Origin of the sequence: Mycobacteroides chelonae CCUG 47445 (assembly GCF_001632805.1) — a bacterium.
Lineage (GTDB): Bacteria > Actinomycetota > Actinomycetes > Mycobacteriales > Mycobacteriaceae > Mycobacterium > Mycobacterium chelonae.
In genome coordinates this window covers 4948318-4966751 of record NZ_CP007220.1, presented here as the reverse complement: position 1 = coordinate 4966751, position 18434 = coordinate 4948318, and the positions used below count along the sequence as shown (strand labels likewise).

Annotated in this window: 15 protein-coding genes; 7 read left to right on the top strand and 8 right to left on the bottom strand. The window is 61.7% G+C overall.

Features of this window, described 5'->3' with window-relative positions:
* Positions 1 to 318 precede the first annotated feature (318 nt).
* Positions 319 to 1758, bottom strand: coding sequence for a hypothetical protein (locus BB28_RS24005; protein ID WP_126315450.1), 1440 nt, complete (start codon positions 1756 to 1758; stop codon positions 319 to 321).
* 956 nt (positions 1759 to 2714) lie between these two features.
* Here BB28_RS24005 and BB28_RS23995 point away from each other — a divergent pair.
* Entirely contained in the window at positions 2715 to 3761 is a 1047-nt protein-coding gene (locus BB28_RS23995) for a hypothetical protein (protein ID WP_046253789.1), read from the top strand.
* Between the two features lie 73 nt (positions 3762 to 3834).
* Here the strand turns inward: BB28_RS23995 and BB28_RS25670 are convergent, their stop codons facing one another.
* From BB28_RS25670 to BB28_RS23980, 4 genes are all read right to left on the bottom strand, one after another.
* Positions 3835 to 3957 carry a hypothetical protein gene (locus BB28_RS25670; RefSeq protein ID WP_263854174.1) on the bottom strand — a complete coding sequence of 41 codons (123 nt, stop codon included), beginning with the start codon at positions 3955 to 3957 and terminating at the stop codon, positions 3835 to 3837.
* Positions 3958 to 4546: 589 nt separating this feature from the next.
* Positions 4547 to 6202 (bottom strand): SulP family inorganic anion transporter, encoded by a 1656-nt coding sequence (locus BB28_RS23990; RefSeq protein ID WP_046253790.1) that lies wholly within the window; start codon positions 6200 to 6202, stop codon positions 4547 to 4549.
* A 61-nt stretch (positions 6203 to 6263) separates the two neighbouring features.
* A complete protein-coding gene (locus BB28_RS23985) occupies positions 6264 to 8138 on the bottom strand; it encodes a phosphoenolpyruvate carboxykinase (GTP) (RefSeq protein ID WP_263854236.1) in 1875 nt (624 codons plus the stop codon).
* 109 nt (positions 8139 to 8247) lie between these two features.
* On the bottom strand, positions 8248 to 8616 hold the full coding sequence (locus tag BB28_RS23980; RefSeq protein ID WP_046255805.1) for an ArsR/SmtB family transcription factor: 369 nt from the start codon (positions 8614 to 8616) through the stop codon (positions 8248 to 8250).
* A 219-nt stretch (positions 8617 to 8835) separates the two neighbouring features.
* Between BB28_RS23980 and BB28_RS23975 the strand changes: the two genes are divergently transcribed.
* The 3 genes from BB28_RS23975 to BB28_RS23965 all read left to right on the top strand — a co-directional run bounded on the left by BB28_RS23975 (position 8836) and on the right by BB28_RS23965 (position 12567).
* Positions 8836 to 9252 carry a DUF5313 domain-containing protein gene (locus BB28_RS23975; protein ID WP_046253792.1) on the top strand — a complete coding sequence of 139 codons (417 nt, stop codon included), beginning with the start codon at positions 8836 to 8838 and terminating at the stop codon, positions 9250 to 9252.
* 16 nt (positions 9253 to 9268) lie between these two features.
* Positions 9269 to 9964 (top strand): carbonic anhydrase, encoded by a 696-nt coding sequence (locus tag BB28_RS23970; RefSeq protein WP_046255806.1) that lies wholly within the window; start codon positions 9269 to 9271, stop codon positions 9962 to 9964.
* A 377-nt stretch (positions 9965 to 10341) separates the two neighbouring features.
* On the top strand, positions 10342 to 12567 hold the full coding sequence (locus BB28_RS23965; RefSeq protein WP_064393608.1) for a S9 family peptidase: 2226 nt from the start codon (positions 10342 to 10344) through the stop codon (positions 12565 to 12567).
* Between the two features lie 324 nt (positions 12568 to 12891).
* On the opposite strand, the gene bla is transcribed toward BB28_RS23965, so the two are convergent.
* A complete protein-coding gene (gene bla, locus BB28_RS23960; RefSeq protein ID WP_046255353.1) occupies positions 12892 to 13803 on the bottom strand; it encodes a class A beta-lactamase in 912 nt (303 codons plus the stop codon).
* Positions 13804 to 13954: 151 nt separating this feature from the next.
* On the opposite strand from bla, the gene BB28_RS23955 reads away from it, so the two are divergent.
* Positions 13955 to 14833 carry a LysR family transcriptional regulator gene (locus BB28_RS23955; protein ID WP_064393554.1) on the top strand — a complete coding sequence of 293 codons (879 nt, stop codon included), beginning with the start codon at positions 13955 to 13957 and terminating at the stop codon, positions 14831 to 14833.
* Complete coding sequence (locus BB28_RS23950) at positions 14830 to 15735, top strand: serine hydrolase (protein WP_046255352.1); 906 nt, start codon at positions 14830 to 14832, stop codon at positions 15733 to 15735. The genes BB28_RS23955 and BB28_RS23950 overlap by 4 nt, the downstream gene beginning before the upstream one ends.
* 458 nt (positions 15736 to 16193) lie before the next feature.
* Here the strand turns inward: BB28_RS23950 and BB28_RS23945 are convergent, their stop codons facing one another.
* Positions 16194 to 17336: a glycoside hydrolase 5 family protein gene (locus tag BB28_RS23945; RefSeq protein ID WP_046255351.1), complete on the bottom strand. Its 1143-nt coding sequence runs from the start codon at positions 17334 to 17336 to the stop codon at positions 16194 to 16196.
* Positions 17337 to 17339: 3 nt separating this feature from the next.
* Between BB28_RS23945 and BB28_RS25215 the strand changes: the two genes are divergently transcribed.
* Positions 17340 to 17549 carry a hypothetical protein gene (locus BB28_RS25215; RefSeq protein ID WP_109559292.1) on the top strand — a complete coding sequence of 70 codons (210 nt, stop codon included), beginning with the start codon at positions 17340 to 17342 and terminating at the stop codon, positions 17547 to 17549.
* Here the strand turns inward: BB28_RS25215 and BB28_RS23940 are convergent.
* Positions 17517 to 18131, bottom strand: coding sequence for a carbonic anhydrase (locus tag BB28_RS23940; RefSeq protein ID WP_064393553.1), 615 nt, complete (start codon positions 18129 to 18131; stop codon positions 17517 to 17519). The two genes, BB28_RS25215 and BB28_RS23940, sit on opposite strands and share 33 nt — an antisense overlap.
* Positions 18132 to 18434: the final 303 nt, after the last annotated feature.

Here is an 18434-nt window from a genome sequence, read left to right as displayed (position 1 = left end):
CGAGGCCTACGGAAGCTGATCCGGGCGACTATTACAGCGCGCACTCGCCGGACACTCGGACGAGAACGAGGATTGGATTCCTGCAGGCGCTGTCCGGGTGCCCATTTCATCGACAGCATGATGGGGCAAATAGCAACAGTGGGTCCTTTCGAGTGGAGCTTGTCGGGGCTGACGCGCCTGACCTCGCTGCGCTCACTCGTGACGTCGTGCACCCGCACACATGCCTTCCAAGCCGCGGGTCGGCGCTCGGGCAGGTCGACCTTGCCGTGTCCGCCGATCGGGTGAGACTGTCTAGCTCGCGACATCGCAGACCTCTTGTCAGGCCTCAGTCGTGTTCGTTGTTTCTAGTGCGTAGTCGTCTTGGACTTGGTCGTACCAGCTGGGGCGCCATTGCGTTGTGCGCGAGGCGAATTCACGGATGAGTTCGTGTCGCTGGCTGACTGCCGTTAGTTCTTCTACAGAGAACCATGGCGGCCAGTGGTCGTACACGCGCTCGATGTCTATATGACCGTCAGCCATCGTCATCTTGAAGAACATCCAAGTACCGTGTTCGGGGTGGCGCTCTTGCTCCCATAACTGGCGTAGGACTGTGAAGATGTCAGCCTGTGCCATTACGTGCTGCGGCGGGCCGTCCTGCCAGGAATCGTTGGCGTCGGCAGGGGATAAGTCAGGCAGAAAATCCTCTGCTGAGTCGTCGGACAGCGACATGCTTCTTTCGGTCATTCTCGCTTTGAAAATAAAGTTGTTTCGCCCAGGGTAAGCGGCCTTCACTGCATCGATGACCTTGTCGAGGGTTGGCGATATCGGTGCCGGTGTGCGCGGTATCTCCGGTGAAGCCAATAGCCAATCGAGAACTTGTGCGCCGTGCTGTTTTTCGGTGAGTCTTCTGCGTTTTCTTACGCCACTAAACGGTTCTGGCTCGGGCTCGTGCGGGGTGACAGAGCCACACAACACCCCGCAGGCCGCGAGCCAGCGCGCGGCCACAGTGGTGTCGGAGCGCCCTTTGATCGCGGCAACACGCTCAAGCACCTCAACCGTGACCTCGTAGACCTCGGCCTGCTCGAACAACTCCCCCAAGGGCTCGTACTCATCACCGTACTGCGGGGCTGGCTCGACCGTGTTCCAGTCCAGGTTTATCCAATGCTCATCAACATGTTCAGGCCCAGATTCGTCAGATTCGGCTTCGTTCCACGGCGCTTGGGTGGACTCGCAATCTGCAGCGTTTAACTGGTTGCCATACTCCCACAACGCATTAACGAAGTTCTCGGCGCTGGTGAATCCTTCGAACAGCCCATTCCATTGCGTATCCGTCACCGTTGGTGAGCGGTGGTGGTGTCCACGCTCCTCCCAATGAAAGATTGTCACATCGTGCGCGAGGACCCTCGGTGATAGCTCGGCGATCGGTGCCCACGCTGGCGCGTGCGCCAGCAGGTCCAGACAGTACGGCAGATCGCTGATGACGAATTCATCAAACCGCGAGGCTCCGAGCATCAGCGCGCGATCGTTGGCGTATCGGACGAGTTCGAACCAGTCTCCGTCCTGGGGATCGAACATCATCCTGCCGCCAGTGAGAACACCCGGGCCTGACTCATCGCTGAATGGGTCTGCCGGGTCCTCATCCCACAGTAGATAGACGGCTTTCATAGCCGCAACTCGTGCCCACAACGACAACGGGCCCGGCAACGGCACATCGACGACTCTCATCCGCACGTCCCCACAAGCAGCTGGATCATCATCCGCCGATACAACGGAGGGCATTGGTTCTCCCCTCGAGAAGTGCCCCCACACATCGGAGTCGTGTGCAACCGGGCGATCAGTTCATCAAACGCAGTCATCGTTCACTTTCCGAGTTACATGTTGTAGGCATCGACTAGGCGATCCAGCGAGCATTCCATGAGGGTTCGATTCAGCACCTTGTCCGTTGGTGTGAACGGCAAGTTTGGCCACTACGCCGGCAGTGGGTGGCGATGATGGGGGAAGGGGTGGGGCCGTCCGGAATTTGGAACCACTGCGGCGCTGGACGCGATCGTCCAAGCCGGACCCCTTGGCTTAATAGACATCGGCGATGCAGTCGATGTCGGATCGTCGGAGTGGTCGGCCGCTGCAGACGCGAATCGCGTAACGCGATATCCACAAGACGTTGGCGCACGACGCGTGTAGTGGCTTGTTTCGATTACGTGTGTGATCACACTTGCTGCGCCCTATCTGGTGGATGCATCATGGCGCTGTGAGTGGGTTTGCTGCCGGGCATCCGCGCGATGATTGCATTGGGATGTGTTGTGTGATTCATAGCCCTAGTGAACATCACATGCGTGAGTGGCCGCTGCGGTGGCGATCTAACGGTGTTTTGGACCGTATTTGTGTGCACGGGCAGGCTCACCCGGATCCGGATCAGTTTGCGTTGTGGGTTGCTCGGGGTTGGGAGAGGTTCGCGGTGCATGAGTGTGATAAATGCTGCGCGTACGAGGGGTGCGTACAGATCGGCCACCGCACCGCAGCTGACATCGAGTCCGAGCTATCTCTGCTGAAGACGGTGCGGGAAGTCCTCGCAAGCCGCGGCGCCGTTGTCCCCGGAATTCAGTTGGAGAAACGCTGCGTAGTGAACTCAGGCGCTTGCAAGACCCGGCCGAAGATCGCTAGCGGCTCTCTCGGTATCGCACTGTGCGAGAGCGAGCGCAGACCAGGAAACGCCATCGAGATTGGAGAATGTCTGGATGCGTGATGAGCCCGTGATTCCCGCGACGATTGGTCGAGGCAAGTTTGAGGCGGCTGTGGTGGCTGCGCGGATCATTTCGTTGGCCGAGATCGTGATGATGCCCGGGTTTGCAGATTTGATGATGGAGCAGAACCGGCGTGTGGCGTTCACGCCGATGAATCTTCAGTGGGTGTCTCGGCCTGTGTATTGGATGCAGCGTGGCCGCAGCGCGGCAACACTGCGGGGGGTCAGTCGCGAGTATCAGATTGAGCAGGTGCAGATGGAGGACAGGGTGCGCTCCGAGTTGCGCCACATCATCGCCGCCGCCGCGGCGGGTGATGACCGGTTACTTGACGAACTGGAGTTTGGGGCGCCGTCACCAGCGTCAAACTTGGCCAAGCTCGACGAACTCCTCGGCGTCGGGTACGGCCCTGTCGCGGTGCTGGATTCACCGGTCGTCGATATGGCGGGGCCTCTGGGAGCTATCGCGGCATCAGCCGATCCAGCGCAGCGTGTGCAGCTGGCATTGGCGCGGTGGAATCCCGATTTTCTGGAGATGATTCCGGGGTTCGCTGCCGCACTGCACAGCCGCCTGCGTGATGTGCGGGTGTGTTATTGGCGTGATGAAGGCCCGGCGCTGCTCTACTTCGTTGAGGCCGCCGACGGTGAGGTGGTGGTTTGGGTTGGCTGGGACCCACGAACCTTCACCGGGCCGACGCCGCCGTTGTGGCAGACTTTGCCGACGCCGGCGCGCGGGTTCCTTCGTGATGTGCATCCCGGGTTCACCATCCTCGATGGGGAATCGTTTGGCCTGGCCCAACCCTCGTACATGTCCACTTTCGCGGCCTGGGCGGGCTGGCCCACTGGTATCCCGGACTGGGACCGCCCCGAGGTCATCGCCTCCACCGACATGTTGTGGCTGACCACCAACGGGGGCGACACCGCTTTCTGTACCTCACCGCATCTAGCAGTCGGTCAGGTAGCGGTGCTCTTCGAAAACGACATCGACATCTCAGACCTCGGCACCGAACTTGACCAACTAATGCTCCACCCCCTGCGTCTCTAAGTCGAGCCAATGGAGCGGAAAGTAGTTGCCCTGCCGTACTTTCCAAGCACGGACGACGGTCTGCAGCGTGTTGCTATCCGACTTTCTGCCAGGGCTGGCAGCCGGGGGTTTCGAATGCGTAGTCGCTGGGCTTGATCTGCACCGTCGCCGGCCCTTCGTCGACGGTGCCCGTAGCGAGGGTGGTTTTCATCGTCATTTCAGGGCCGGACAGTCATATCACGTGCAGTGCTGATGGCTACCGGGTCGAGTGCCTTCGGTGCGGATCCACCCGGTGAGAATACCGATGGGGGAACGGTCTCCGGTTATACGGAAGGTGCCGTAGCACTTGGGTGTTTCTTGCTGACGGCAGTCCGGCAGGACTGTATTCGCTTGAATGGGATTCGGCGATTGGACTACGCAGTGCCGGGACCGTCGGCAGGTACGAATCGGTGTGTGCGGTGCTATAACGCCTAGCTTGAACAGGCCGTTACGGGTAAGTGAGCGGATTTGTCCAGTGTGGTCGCCCGGATCCTCGGTAGGTAGGTCTGCCTGTTGGTTTCTTGGATGTGCCAGTGCACTGCGAGTAGACATGCCCCACCCCAAGGCCCTCCATGAGGATCTTGGCGTGCGCCGAGTCATGGGCGTAGCTCACCGGTACGGCCCTTCCGCCTTCAAGGCGTTGTCGGGCAGTCTTATACGAGGTTTGCGTGTTTAGCGCTGCAATTTCCAGACTGTGAATACGGTTGCGCTCATGAGCGCAATAAGTACGGCGATGGATATCCACGAATGCATGTGAGGCTTTCCTGTCAGGTGTTTGTGGGGTGGGTGCCGCCGGCGTGGGTGCGGGCGTGCGTGATGGCGTCTTCGAGGGTGTCGACGAGGTGGTTTTCGTGGCGTAGGGATTCGATGACGCCGACGTTGGTGAGAAGCTTAAGATGTTCGGGCTGTACACCTTTGATGATGACGGTGATGCCGCGGTATTCGAGTTCTTCGGCGATCTGTGCCAGGGTGTGTGCGCCGGTGGCATCGAGCATGCCGAGCTGGGACATGCGGATGATCACGACCTTGACGTTGGGGTGATCGGCATCGGTGATGGTGTTCGAGATGCGTTCGGCTGCACCAAAGAACATGGATCCGTCCAAGCGTAGCAGTGCGATGTTCTCGTCGCCAGGTAGAGGTGGGCCGGGTAGTTCTTCGCGGGTGACGCTGCTCCTTCTGGCCACGACGCGCAGGGCGAAGAAGGCTGCCACTACGATGCCGATTTCCACGGCCTCGATCAGATCGAAACAGATCGTGACGACGGCGGTGAGAACAAAGGTGAGGGCATCTGAGCGGGTTGAGCGCAGGATCGTGACCGCGGTACGCGCTGAGATCATCCGAAAGGAGGTGACCATCAGAACCGCCGAGAGCGCAGCCAAAGGTATTTCGGCCACTGGCCCGCTGACCAGGTACACCACCGCGAGCAGCAGCACCGAGTGCGTGATCGCTGCAACGCGGGTGCGGGCACCGGAGCGGACGTTGACGGCGGTGCGGGCGATCGCACCGGTGGCCGGCATCCCGCCGAACACCCCGGAGGCGATCGAGGCCAGGCCCTGCCCGACCAGTTCGCGGTTCGGGTCGTAGGGGCCGGTGGGTGACATGGTGGCCGCGACCCGCGCCGACAGCAGCGACTCGATCGCGGCCAAGGCGGCGATCGCTACCGCAGCACCCAAAAGGGCCTGCAGGGCCGCCAGATCAGCGTGCGGCAGCAGCGGCGCGGACAGATGCGAGGGCAGCTCGCCGGTGACCGCCACCGATAACCCTGTGGCGGTCACCAGCACAGTCGCGGCCACTATCGCAGTCAAGGATTCGGGAATCGCGCGGTGCAGCCGCGGCAGCCCGACCATCAACACCGCCACCACTGCGACCACCAACAACGGCGGCGCGGCGACGCTCCAGCGGGCATGTGCGAGAACGTCTATCGCGGCGGCAAGCGGTGGATGGCCCTGGGGCGCCGGTTGGCCGAGGGCGGCGGGGACCTGCTGTAGGAAGATGATGGCCGCGATTCCCAGGGTGAAGCCCTCGATGACTGGCCATGGAATGAAGGTGACTGCACGCCCCACACCGGTAGCGCCGGCGGCGACCACGATGACTCCGGCCAGTACGGTGACCAATGCCAAACTGCTGGAGCCATAGTGCGCCACGATCGGCGCCAACACCACGGCCATGGCTCCGGTGGGTCCGGACACCTGCACGTGCGAGCCACCGAATACTGCGGCGACCATCCCGGCGATCACCGCGGTGATCAGGCCGGCGGCGGCCCCGGCACCCGAGCTGATGCCGAATGCCAAGGCCAGCGGCAGCGCCACGACCCCGACGGTGATCCCGGCCAGGATGTCGCGGCGCCACGAACCGCGCAGACCCGCATAATCGTTGCGCTGTGGCAGCAGCCGAGCCACCGCGCCGATACCGGCGGCACCCATCACCGGATCCTGTGATCGATCGGGCCCCGCCGCGGCGCGAGGCCCTTATTTAGGTTGGTGGTCACGGTGATTCGGTGACCGAGCCGGCGCATCCCTGTCGGGCTTGGGCCAGTCTCGTCCGCAGGGCACCCAGCTCGATCCGCAGGTCATCGGGTAGCCGGTTGCCGCCGATGCTGGCATACCAGTAGTCGATGGATTCGGTCTCGGTGATCCATTCGTCGATGTTGACCGCCAGTGCGGCTTCGAGGTCCTGGTCGCTGATGTCCAGGCCGGTGCGATCGAGTGCATCACTGGTGGGTAGGTAGCCGATTGGGGTTGCGACCGCGTCAGCGGCAGCGTCGAGGCGCTCGAGCGCCCATTTGAGGACGCGGGCGTTGTCTCCGAATCCGGGCCACAGGAACTTGCCGTCGGCGCTGCGGCGGAACCAGTTGACGTAGAAGATCTTCGGCAGCAGGTCTGGGTCGCTGCGGTTGCCGATATTGAGCCAGTGCTGGAAGTAGTCGCCGACGTGGTACCCGAGGAAGGGGCGCATCGCCATGGGGTCGCGGCGCAGCACGCCGACTTCGCCGGCTGCGGCTGCGGTGGTTTCCGAGGACAGTGTGGAGGCTAGGAACACCCCGTGGCGCCAGTTGCGGGATTCGGTGATCAGCGGGACGGTGCTGGCGCGCCGGCCGCCGAAGAAGATCGCCGAGATCGGCACCCCGGTGGGGTCATCCCACTCGGGGGCAACGGTCGGACACTGTGCGATCGGGGTGCAATACCGCGAATTCGGGTGCGCGGCAGGCTCGGTGGATGCAGGCGTCCAGTGCTGACCGCGCCAGTCAGTTAAGTGTTCGGGCGGGGTGTCGGTGGCACCTTCCCACCAGACATCTCCGTCGTTGGTCAGTGCGGTGTTGGTGAAGATTGAGTTGCCCAACTCGATGGTGTCCATCGCGTGCGGGTTGGTGGCGCGCCCGGTGCCGGGCGCGACCCCGAAGAATCCGGCTTCGGGATTGACCGCGTACAGGCGTCCGTCAGCCCCGATCCGCATCCAGGCGATGTCATCGCCGATCGTTTCGGCCGTCCATCCCGCCAATGTGGGTTGCAGCATCGCCATATTGGTTTTACCGCATGAGGATGGGAACGCCGCGGCCACATACTTCACGACACCTTCGGGCGAGGTGAGTTTGAGGATCAGCATGTGTTCGGCCAGCCAGCCCTCATCGCGCGCCATCACCGAGGCGATCCGCAACGCGAAACACTTCTTACCCAACAACGCATTACCGCCATACCCGGAGCCGTAACTCCAGATGGTGCGGGTGGCCGGGAAATGGGAAATGTATTTGGTCTCATCACAAGGCCACGGCACATCAGCTTGCCCCGGCGCGAGTGGAGCACCCACCGAGTGCACACATTTGACGAACCGGCCGCGCAGCCCCAGGCGATCCCACACCTGCGCGCCAGAGCGGGTCATGATCTGCATCGAGACCGCCACGTACTCCGAATCGGTCACCTGCACACCGAACTTCGGGTCATCAGAGCCCAGCGGGCCCATGCAGAACGCGATCACATACATCGTGCGCCCCGCCATCGCACCCCGGTACTCCTCGGTCATAATCGTGGTCATATCCACCGGATCCATCCAGTTGTTGGTCGGACCGGCATCGGCCGCATTGTCCGAGCAGATGAATGTGCGGTCCTCAACCCGCGCCACATCCGCCGGATCCGACGCAGCCCAAAAAGAATTCGGCTTACCCCGCAACGGCACAAACGTGCCCTTGGCCACCAGTTGCTTGGTCAGGCGATCCCACTCGGCGCGCGACCCGTCACACCACAGCACCTTGTCTGGGCCCAACAACTCAGCCATCTCCGACACCCACAACAACACCCCCGCATGGGTGGTCGGCGCAGGCGCCAGACCCTGGACTGTCGTACCCACCGCGTCCACCGAATTCACCACAACCGCTCCTCACCAGCTCTTCAGAATCTAACTATCAACAAAGCACGCTAATTAAGAAAACAAGCAACTAGAGGGCGCTAGCCGGAGGTAACGGCCCTACCTCCGGCTAGCGCCGGGCCCGCGTCACCCGCGCAGGCCCCACAGAGACCGGGGCGGCACCATCAAGCCATTCGGCTTGATCGGCATTCACCCCAGTCAAAATCCGCCGCGCGGTGGCCAACAGCTCGGCCACCTGCGGAGAAGTCAACGTGTACAGCACCGACAAGCCTTCGCGCCGCGCGGTCACCAAGCCAGCACGGCGCAGCACTGCCAACTGCTGGGACAGATTCGCTGCTTCGATCCCGACTTCGGGGAGCATCTCCGAGACCGCCTGATCGCGCTCACTGAGCAACTCCAACACCCTGATCCGCACCGGATGCCCCAGCGTCTTGAAGAAATCCGCCTTCATCCGGTACAGCGGCTGACGTGCATCCACCACCAAGACCACCTCACTGAACGACAACATGCAAAGATTAGCAACCCGGCAATAACGCTGGACAAGCGCCCATCTATAGTTCGGTTTGGCTCTCACCGGGGCTACCTGTACTCATCAGAACTGCCTGATGCCCGCATCCGGTGAGAGCCACCCTCCAATACTCGGACCGGGGTGGCTCGCCCGAGCACACGCACCGGAAGTAACACCCAGGAGTTGTCGATGGCCACCGACCGCCCTACCCGATGGCAATACGTCACCTATTGCTACGGCAAGCGCCTGCCCGACAGCATGAGCGATTGGGTCGCCAACGATCTGGCAGGCCCAGGAGCCGTCCGGCGGCACATGATCCGTTACGTGATCCCGCCGCACTTCATCTTGGCCCCGTTCTGGCTGCTACCGGGCGGGCTGCTGCTGCATACCGCGATCACACTGCCGATCTATGTGTGGGCGATTCTGATGACCCACGCTCTCAACAAGATCTGGCGTCGCCACCGCCTGGCCACACACGGGCTAGATCCCAAACTCGCCGACAACGTCAACCGCGAAAAGAACGCACGCAAACACCAGGCGTACGCGCAACGCTACGGCGAGCGACCGCAAACAACCGACAGCTACTCAAGCAGCGACCCCATCTAAGGCCATGAGCACGCCGATGAATCGGAGAGCACTGCTGCTGACAGGACTCACGGTCATGGCCACCGCCGCGTGTGAGCAGGGCGCGCCAACGCCGGTCGTCACCTCCTCCGTGGCCGAGCACAGCGATCCGCTCGAAGTTCTCAAAGCGGGCAACGCCCGTTTTGCCAGCGGACAGATGTCCCATCCCCATCAATCCCCGCAGCGGCGTGCCGACCTGGCCAGCGATCAGGATCCCCTAGCAATCGTGTTCAGCTGCATCGACTCCCGGGTCCCACCGGAAATCGTCTTCGACCAAGGCCTCGGCGATCTATTCGTCGTACGCACCGGCGCACAGGATTACGACGCACTCATCGAGGGCAGCATCGAATACGGCGCCGTCATGGACCACACCCCGCTGATGGTGGTTCTGGGCCACCAACGCTGCGGCGCAGTGACCGCGGCCGTGAAATCCCTGGAGCAACACACTCCCGCACCCGCACACCTCGCCGAAGTGGCCGAGGCACTCAAACCCGCCTACCTGCAAGCAAAACAGACCCCATCAAAATCCCTCGATGACCTCATCGAAACAACCATTCGCGCCCAAATCCACTTAACAGTCAACGCGTTACGCGCGGACCCGCCGTTGGCATCGAGAACCCAAAACAAAGATCTACGAATCATCGGCGCCTACTACTCACTCGACACCGGCATCATCACCTGGCTAAACCAATAGATGCTGACCACCCACCTAAGTGAATATCGCAGTTCTCGTCGGGACCACGATGAGGAAACCGCGCTCTGCGTTCCTAACGCTGGGCCTTACGCGCATCACCTCGCAAAGGACCCTGGGTTACAACCGCACATGCGCCACTGACCCCGACGAACCCTCTGATTAGGTCACGAAAACCCTGTGGCATCCAGTGCTTTCGGGCGCGGACCGGTATCAATGGCAGCGCTACTGCCAAAACATCGTTGCCGAGGAAGCTCAGGGAATGCGAATCCAGTTAGGTGGCAGCGATGAACGGCATTGCTTCACCAAACGCTGTGCCGCTGCGGCATGGTCAAGTCGCTGTTGACTGTGCCGTTACGTCCGCGTGTTGGATGCCTGGTGTGACGACATTGTTGAGCGATTCCGATTACGCGCGTGCCGAGCAGATGCTTTTCCCACACCGATCCCGGCGCGTGCCGGGCACTGTGCTGACACCGCAGTGGTTCGCTTACGGTGCCCGATTCTGGTACCGGATCGGAACCCGCTACGTCGCGGTCGATCCCGATGTGAAGACGCGTCGGGCCGCCTTCGACCACGACGCGTTGGCCGCCGCACTGTCGGCGGCGGCCGGGCAGGCGGTGACCGGTGCCGATCTACCGATTGTGGCCGTAGATGTCCGCGCGGATGACACGGTGCTGTTCAGCGCGTTCGACCGTAATTGGAAATGGGCGGAAGGCGCCTGCACCGAATCTGACACCGCCGCAACTATTCCGGGCGCGATCCCGTCTCCCGATGAGCGGTGGGATGCGTTCCGCCGCGAGGGCAATATCTGGGTCCGCAGCCGGGCTGATGGCACCGAACAGGCCCTCACTGATGACGCTGAACCCTACTTCGATTACGGCGGCCTGCCAGACACCACCGGTGCACGCGCACTGACCCGTGCACTGGGTATTCCGGCGCCGATGATCCTGCACTGGTCGCCCGATTCCACCCGAATCCTGGTTGCGCGCATCGATCAACGTGAGGTGCCCGAACTAGTGCTCGTCGAATCCAGCCCTGCCGACGGCGGCCGGCCCGTGGAACACCGCACCCGCTACTCGATGCCCGGCGAGGACACCGTGGCAACGATGACCTGGAACGTGCTCGACGTCGAGCAACGCACGATCGTACGGCAGCAGACCGAAGCGATACCGATCATGCACAATGTCGCACTCGTCTACGCCTGGTGGAGCGGTGACGACGTGTACTTCCTGCACCAGTCACGCGATGCGCGCACCCTGGCATTGCGTCGCCTCGACCCGTCGACCGGCGCGGTCAGCACGCTGATCACCGAAACGGGCCAGACCCGGGTCGACCCGACCGTGCTGCTTGGCGACCCGCACATGGTGCACGTGCTGGACACCGGCGAGATCCTATGGTGGTCGCAACGCGACGGCTGGGGCCACTTGTACCTCTATTCGGCTGACGGAGACCGGGTCACCCAGATAACCACCGGGCCGTGGCTGGTGAGCAGCCTGTTATGGGTCGATGAGAAGGCTCGACAGGTGTACTTCACGGCCAACGGCCTGGTCGAGGCCGACCCGTACCTGCGGCAACTCTGCCGAATCGGACTGGACGGCAACGGGTTCACCCGACTCACAGATGACGATCTAGATCATGACGCGGTGAGCCCGCCGCAGGGCGGCTACCTGGTGGACCGGGCCTCAAGCCCGAGCCAGCCGCCACGCTCAGTGGTACTCGACAGCGACGGTCAGGTGGTAGTGGAGTTGGAGACACCCGACACCGAAGACCTCAAGATTTTGGGCTGGCAACCCCCGGAGCGATTCCGCGCGACCGCCGCGGACGGAAAGACCCCCATCTACGGTCTGCTCTGGCGACCGCACGATCTGGACCCGGAGCGCACGTACCCGATCATCGAACACATCTATCCGGGGCCGCAGCTCTACCGCGCCGGACCGATGTTCAACCCGCCGCACTATGGCGAACCGGAGGCATTCGCCGCGCTCGGGTTCGCGGTGGTGGCCGTCGACGGTCGTGGAAGCGCGGGACGTAGCAAGGCATTTCATGACCACTCCTATAGGGATCTCGGCAATGCCGGCGCCCTAGACGACCATATCGCCGCAATCCGCGAACTCGGACAGCGGTATTCGTGGCTGGACACCGCCCGGGTCGGGATTACGGGACAGTCCGCGGGCGCATTCGCCGCGGCGCGTGCCGTGCTGCGATACCCTGACTTCTACTCGGTGGCCGTCGCGGTTTCGGGTAATCATGACAACGCCCTCAACCTGGCGATGTGGGCCGAGCACTACCACGGCGATCTGAGCGCCGAAGGCAAAGCGGCGATCTCGAACACCACGCTGGCCGCCAACCTGAAAGGCAAGCTGCTGCTCATTCACGGTGAACTCGACGACAACGCACACCCGTACATGACGATGCGGCTGGCCGATGGACTCATCAAGGCGGACAAAGACTTCGACCTGATCATGATTCCTGGCGCCGAGCACTCACTGTACGGTTGGCTGCACTACTCGCTACGTCGCACCTGGGACTACTTTGTGCGCCATCTACACGGCACCGAACCACCCAGTTACCGACTGCAGCCATTGCTGCTACCCTCCCTCGGCTAACCGGCACTTGGAGCACCGTAGGCCGAGGCGGCGCCGTTCCGAGCATCATTGATCGGTAGGCCCATCTTGTTGGACGGCAGTATATTTCCTGCTGCTACGACCGATGCCACTTTCTTTGGTGGACGCAGAATCCGTTGACGTGTGCTCCCATCCGCAGTGGGGTGGCGGGGCCCTCGGGCACCGTCGACCAAATAGCCGCTAGTGAGGGAATGGTCGAGATCGTCGTGGCTACAGCATCTACCTTGTCTGCTACGTAGGCCGCCGACACTGGCAGGGCAGTGAGGTACGAGGAAAGATACTGTGCGCCTGTGTATCTGATTCCCATTACTCTTGGGTATGGCGTAGGCGCATCAGCGTTACCCGGATGGCTCCGGCGATGGCTTCGTTGAAGGGTGGAGCGTCTTGTGTGTCATCGCGCGAGCGTGTCATCACAGCCACTACTACACGTTGACCGGCAGGGCCTATCAAGAGCCCAGCGTCGTTGGTTGATCCGTAGTCACCAGCCCCGGTTTTGTCCGCACTGGTCCAGCCCGGCGGCAAGCCTGCGCGGAAACGTTTGGAAGAGGTGACATTCGATCTCATCCACGTGAGCAGGCGGTCGCGGGCCTGGATTGCCAAGACGTCAGCTGTGAGGATCTGACGGTACCCAGTGCATAGGGCTCTGGGGGTGGTGGTGTCTCTTGGATCTGCCGGTACGGCTGTATTTAAGTCGGGTTCCCAACGATCCAGCCGAGAGTGCGAGTCCCCGATGGATTGCGCGAAGGCGGTGATAGCAGTGGGCCCTCCGATGGTACGCAGCATGATGTTGCCTGCCGTGTTGTCACTGTGAATCAGGGCTGCGGCACAGATGTCGCCGAGAGACATCGATGAGCCAGCCTCTCCTCGGGTGATGGGGGAATCAACGACAATCTCGTCGCTTGCAATGGCCACTTTGGTATTCAGGTCGATCGCGCCTGCATCAGCAAGCTGTAAGAGCCGTGCCGCTGCATATGTTTTGAATGTCGAACACATCGAGAACTGGTCGTCGGCTCGGTGCTCAATAGTCGTCAACGAGTTCAAGTCGATGGCATAGAGGCCGATTCTTGCTTTGTACCAGTCCTCCAATGCCGTGTATCCGTTGGCGTCGACGTTTGTCGCGCTCGTAGTGCTAGTCGGCGGTGAGGTTCTGCAGCCTGCTAACAGACCTGCTGCGGCGAATATCGCGATGAGTTCCCGGCGGCTTAGGCGTGCGCTCATGGGTTTAACGAACCATGTCCCGGACGCTGATCACCAAGTAGCCACGCCGCAGGACACGATAGGCACGACGAATCAGCGCTGCTACAAGAGGTAAAAACGAAGAATCATTGGTTGCTAGCCAAGGCCGGTGCGGTGGTGTTGGATCACAGGAATGGACTTGGTTCGAGACTTGCAGTACTTCGTGGCTGTCGCCGAGCACCGTCACTTCGGCGAGGCCGCAGCAAGCCTTCGAGTAACGCAGCCGTCCGTTTCTCAGGGCGTTCGAAGGCTCGAGAAGCACCTCGGACTCACCCTGATCCAGCGCACGTCCAATGGTGCTGCGGTCACGCCCGAGGGTGCCGAGCTCTTTTCTCGCGCCCGCTCGATCGTTGACGACTCCACTCGGCTACTCGATGAGGCGCGTCATCTTCATGGGCGCGTACAGGGCTTGCGCTGGGGCGTCATTCCGCAACTCGATGATGAATACGTCGCGCGTTGTGTTCATGCGCTTCGAAACCGGATGCCGTCCAATGCGGCGCTCCACACGCTCACTGCCGGAACTACTCAGCTGCTCGCAGAACTACGTCGCGGAGCAATCCATGTGGCAGTGATACAGCATCCCGCTGTATTGGACGGGTTAGAGGGCGGTCCGGTAATCACGCTGGAACGCAACATAGTTTTCCCCGCAGGACATGCAATAGGCGCGTCGAAGTCTCCGCGCGCGCAGTTACTCCAAGGACTGGACCTTGCGACGGTACCGCGCGAGGACAACCCGGCAGGACATGACCTGCTGATCGATAACTTCCGCCGCCGCGGTATAGATCCCGAGATTCGTTCTGCATCGACACACAGGGATGTCAGCGTCGCTGCGGCATCTGGCGAGTGTTTCGGGCTGGCAACCTTAAATGCACCGGTACTCAGCGGGACTACCCATCGTCGGATGCTGGTCGAGGACATCGCACTTCGCGTACGCATCGTTGCCGCGCCAGGGCGTGATCTCGACGACTTCACCTACGCGCTCGACCGCGAGTTGCTACGGACGGTTACATGAGCACCCAACTCATCGGCGGGGCCGCCGAGCAGATCCGCGCGGTGTTTCTTGACGCCGGCTGCCGTGGAACGCTACGTGCCGAACGAGTCGGCACGCTTACGCCTGTCGTGGACGTCGACGGTGACCGACCTGCGGTCTCCGCGTCGGTCTACAAGATTTTTGTACTCATCGCGGCCGCACGTGCCTTCGACTCCAGAACTCTGGACCCAGACGCCACGGTTCGAGTCGTCCCAGCCGACTGCACTCCCGGGCCGACCGGCATCAGCACCTTCAGTAACCCCGTCGTCCTATCATGGCTCGATCTTGCCCGGCTCATGATCACCCACTCAGACAACACAGCAGCCGATGTCCTCCTGGCTGCTGTCGGCCTGGATACAGTCAACGAAATCACCGAAGAGCTTGGGCTCGGCAGCACCAGAATCATTGGTGGCACTTCGGCGCTACAACAGCAGCTTATTCATGATACGGGCACACTGACTCTGGATGAAGCAATCGGAATTCTCGCCAGTAACAACGAGATTGAAGAAAGCTTGGCCTTCGATCCCGCGTACACAACATCCACCAGCGCTGTCGACACCGCCCGGGCGCTCAGCGCGATATGGACCGGTGCCGCCGCAAGTCCCCAGAGCTCCGAGATGATGAGACACATTCTTGCGCAGCAGATATGGCAGCACAGGATACGATCCGCCTTTCCGCATCGAGATGTTATCGTCGCCGGAAAGACTGGCACTATTGGACCCATCCGCAATGAGGTAGCCGTCATAGTGTTTCCGGGTGAACCACCCATGACCGTTTCAGTCTTCACCCGAGCTGCACGTGCCGATGCATATCTGCCTAATGTCGACCGCGCCATCGGCGAAGCCGCCCGAATCGCCATCACCGCACTACGCAATCATCCTTAGAGCGGTATACCCGTAGGAGGCTGCGCGTTCGTTGGAAGCTGACCGAAATAGGGCCAGCTGCCAGCTCTACCGGTGCCCTGCGTCAGCTATCGCCGCTATTTTGTGACCACCAGAGCGGTCTGCTCCGCACATCAACGACTCCATTGGGTGACGCATCGGCGGGACGAGGAGGGTCGAGTTCTGAGCAGTGCTGTTGTCGCTGTGGTGCGAGGCGACAGATCGACGCCGCACGCAATGAAGGGGTGAAGAATCTGAAGCCACCAGCCCAACGTCGTCCTCCGGACCGCTCTGACCTGGTCTTATGCACGCTAGCTTAAGAAGCCTCCGCGACACGCCCCCATTTTTGTCAAAGTAGGCAGGCGTGTCTTGTCAATCCTCGTTGCATCTCGACATCGGTTTCATCCCGGCCCGGCATTTCTCGAATCATCCAGATTGTGAACAAAGTCGGTCGACATGTTTTACACGCGCGTAGTCAGCTTTCGCAGCGTCTGATACTCGGCATCGCGATACGGCCGCCCGTCTGGCTGTAGTAGATCGCTGAACCACACGTCCGGGATCTTGGTGTAAGGCTTGTCCCAGGAATCCCACGGGAAGTAGGTCTGGGTCTTGCCTGCCACCAACCCCCAGCTGTACGCACCGACGTTGTGCCGCTTCGCAACTGGGAGCACGCCCTCGACTGTGCTGCCCTGGTCGCGGGCCAGGTACTCGGTGCACAGGATCGGTCGGCCCAGCGGGGCGAGCTCGTTGATGCGGGCCTCGAACTCGGTGGGGCCTGCATACGAGTGGAACGAGATGACATCGGAGTTGTCGAGTTGGAAACCGGCCATCTCACTACGGCTTCCGCGATCCCAGCTGCCCTGCCACACACCACTGGTCAACGGCTGCACTGGATTGACCGAACGCGCCCAGCTGAATACCTGCGGAAGCAGCCCACTGACGGCATCGATCTTGTCTTTGCGCTCCACCTTGCGGTACTGCTTGGCCGGGTTGTCCGGCTCATTCCACAGGTCCCAGCCCAGGATCCGGTCGTCATTGCGAAACTGGCTCATGACGCCCACCACGTAATCTTTCAGCATCCCGCGGTAGCGCGGGTCGTCGATGCGGTGCGCCCCTGGGCTCTGTACCCAGCCCGAGTTGTGCACGCCCGGCGTCGGCGCCCGCTGGGCACCGAGCTGAGGATTTGGATCCCAGCACGAGTCGAAGAAGACGAACAGTGGCTTGATGCCCTGGCGCGCGGCGATCCCGACGAATTGCGACAGCCGGTTTTGGAATCCGGCGCGGTCCTGCGCCCACAGCAGATCGTGCAGGAACACCCGTACGGTGTTGAACCCCAATAGCCGGCACGCCCCCAACTCGCTGTCGATGCGCCGCGCGTCGTAGGTGCCCGGCGCGAACATCTCGAGCTGGTTGATCGCGTTCGAGGTGATGAAGTTGGTGCCGACCAGCCAACCCTGCGCCTGGTACCACGCATTGGCGCGTTCAACCGGCCATTGGCCTGGCGCGGCGGTCGCCCGCGGGATGACCGAAAGAGGAGCCAGTACCTGGGGGAGAGTCGCTACTGCCAGCACCAGTGGAATCTTCAGAGCCGTTCGACGGTGCACTCAGTGAACATAGTGGCGCCCAGTGAGTACGCAGGCCCACGTATCGCATTGCAACCACTGAGGTTTCATATCGTTATCAACTTGAAGCGCCCGGGTTTGGTGGCAGGTCAATGGCGGCCGCTGAGTGTGCTGCCAACACCGCAGATCTACGGCCGATCGGCCACCGGCAAGCCGCAGTCTTTACTCGCCGATGTCGCCGACGTGGCCGTGTAAAACGATGCGTCCGTCGGCCAGTTTGTAGGTCAGATACACGATGGCGAGCTTGTTGGCCTTGACGGCATCGGCGACCACCTGCGAGCGCTGTAACAACTTGATGCCCGTCTCTTCGACGTGGCGGGCCTCGAACTCATCGATGCGTGATAGTCCGTCCTTGCGGCCACTGAGGATCGAGGGCATCACCCGCACCACCAAGTCCCGGATGTACCCACCGGGCACCTCACCGGTGTCCAGGGCGGCCACCGTGGCCCCTACCGCGCCGCAGGAGTCATGTCCCAGGATCGCGATCAACGGCACACCCAGTACCGCCACCGCATACTCGATGGAGCCCAGGACGGCGGAGTCGATCACCTGGCCGGCGGTACGCACGATGAACATGTCGCCCAGGCCCTGATCGAAAATGATCTCCGCGGCCACCCGGCTGTCCGAGCAGCCGAACAACAGCACATCAGGACTCTGGCCATTAGCCAGCTCAGTACGCCGCGCGATGCTTTGGCTCGGATGCTGCGGAAGACCACCCACAAAACGCTCGTTGCCCTCTTTGAGTGCCTTCCAGGCGGACTTCGGATCAGCTGTCATATGCGCATTGTGCATTACGGGGGTATCGTATGCAGCGCATGTGAGCGTGGACACATGCGTCATGAACAAGCAGCCGCTCAGTTGTGCGTATGTGTTGCCCCGCATATCGATTCACGGCCCAGATCGAGCAGCCAAACTCTCCTGAACCCATCTTCGGTTCACGGTGTCGATCCGGCTTGTCGAAGTCGCACGGACCACCGCCCGCGGACCTTCTCTAAACTGTGGCAAATTCATTGCCTGAACAATCAGTATTGCTTGGGTAGAGTGCCCGCCATCGGGCGGTGAAGAGAGTCTTCGGCGCCT

Bases quoted from the DNA above. Each gene is read 5' to 3' on its own strand.
- BB28_RS25670 (WP_263854174.1), bottom strand. From the start codon at position 3,957: ATGACGATGAAAACCACCCTCGCTACGGGCACCGTCGACGAAGGGCCG.
- BB28_RS24005 (WP_126315450.1), bottom strand. From the start codon at position 1,758: ATGCCCTCCGTTGTATCGGCGGATGATGATCCAGCTGCTTGTGGGGAC.
- bla (WP_046255353.1), bottom strand. From the start codon at position 13,803: ATGAGCGCACGCCTAAGCCGCCGGGAACTCATCGCGATATTCGCCGCA.
- BB28_RS23990 (WP_046253790.1), bottom strand. From the start codon at position 6,202: ATGGGTGCCGCCGGTATCGGCGCGGTGGCTCGGCTGCTGCCACAGCGC.
- BB28_RS23950 (WP_046255352.1), top strand. From the start codon at position 14,830: ATGAGCACCCAACTCATCGGCGGGGCCGCCGAGCAGATCCGCGCGGTG.
- BB28_RS23940 (WP_064393553.1), bottom strand. From the start codon at position 18,131: ATGACAGCTGATCCGAAGTCCGCCTGGAAGGCACTCAAAGAGGGCAAC.
- BB28_RS23970 (WP_046255806.1), top strand. From the start codon at position 9,269: ATGAATCGGAGAGCACTGCTGCTGACAGGACTCACGGTCATGGCCACC.
- BB28_RS23995 (WP_046253789.1), top strand. From the start codon at position 2,715: ATGCGTGATGAGCCCGTGATTCCCGCGACGATTGGTCGAGGCAAGTTT.
- BB28_RS23975 (WP_046253792.1), top strand. From the start codon at position 8,836: ATGGCCACCGACCGCCCTACCCGATGGCAATACGTCACCTATTGCTAC.
- BB28_RS23955 (WP_064393554.1), top strand. From the start codon at position 13,955: ATGGACTTGGTTCGAGACTTGCAGTACTTCGTGGCTGTCGCCGAGCAC.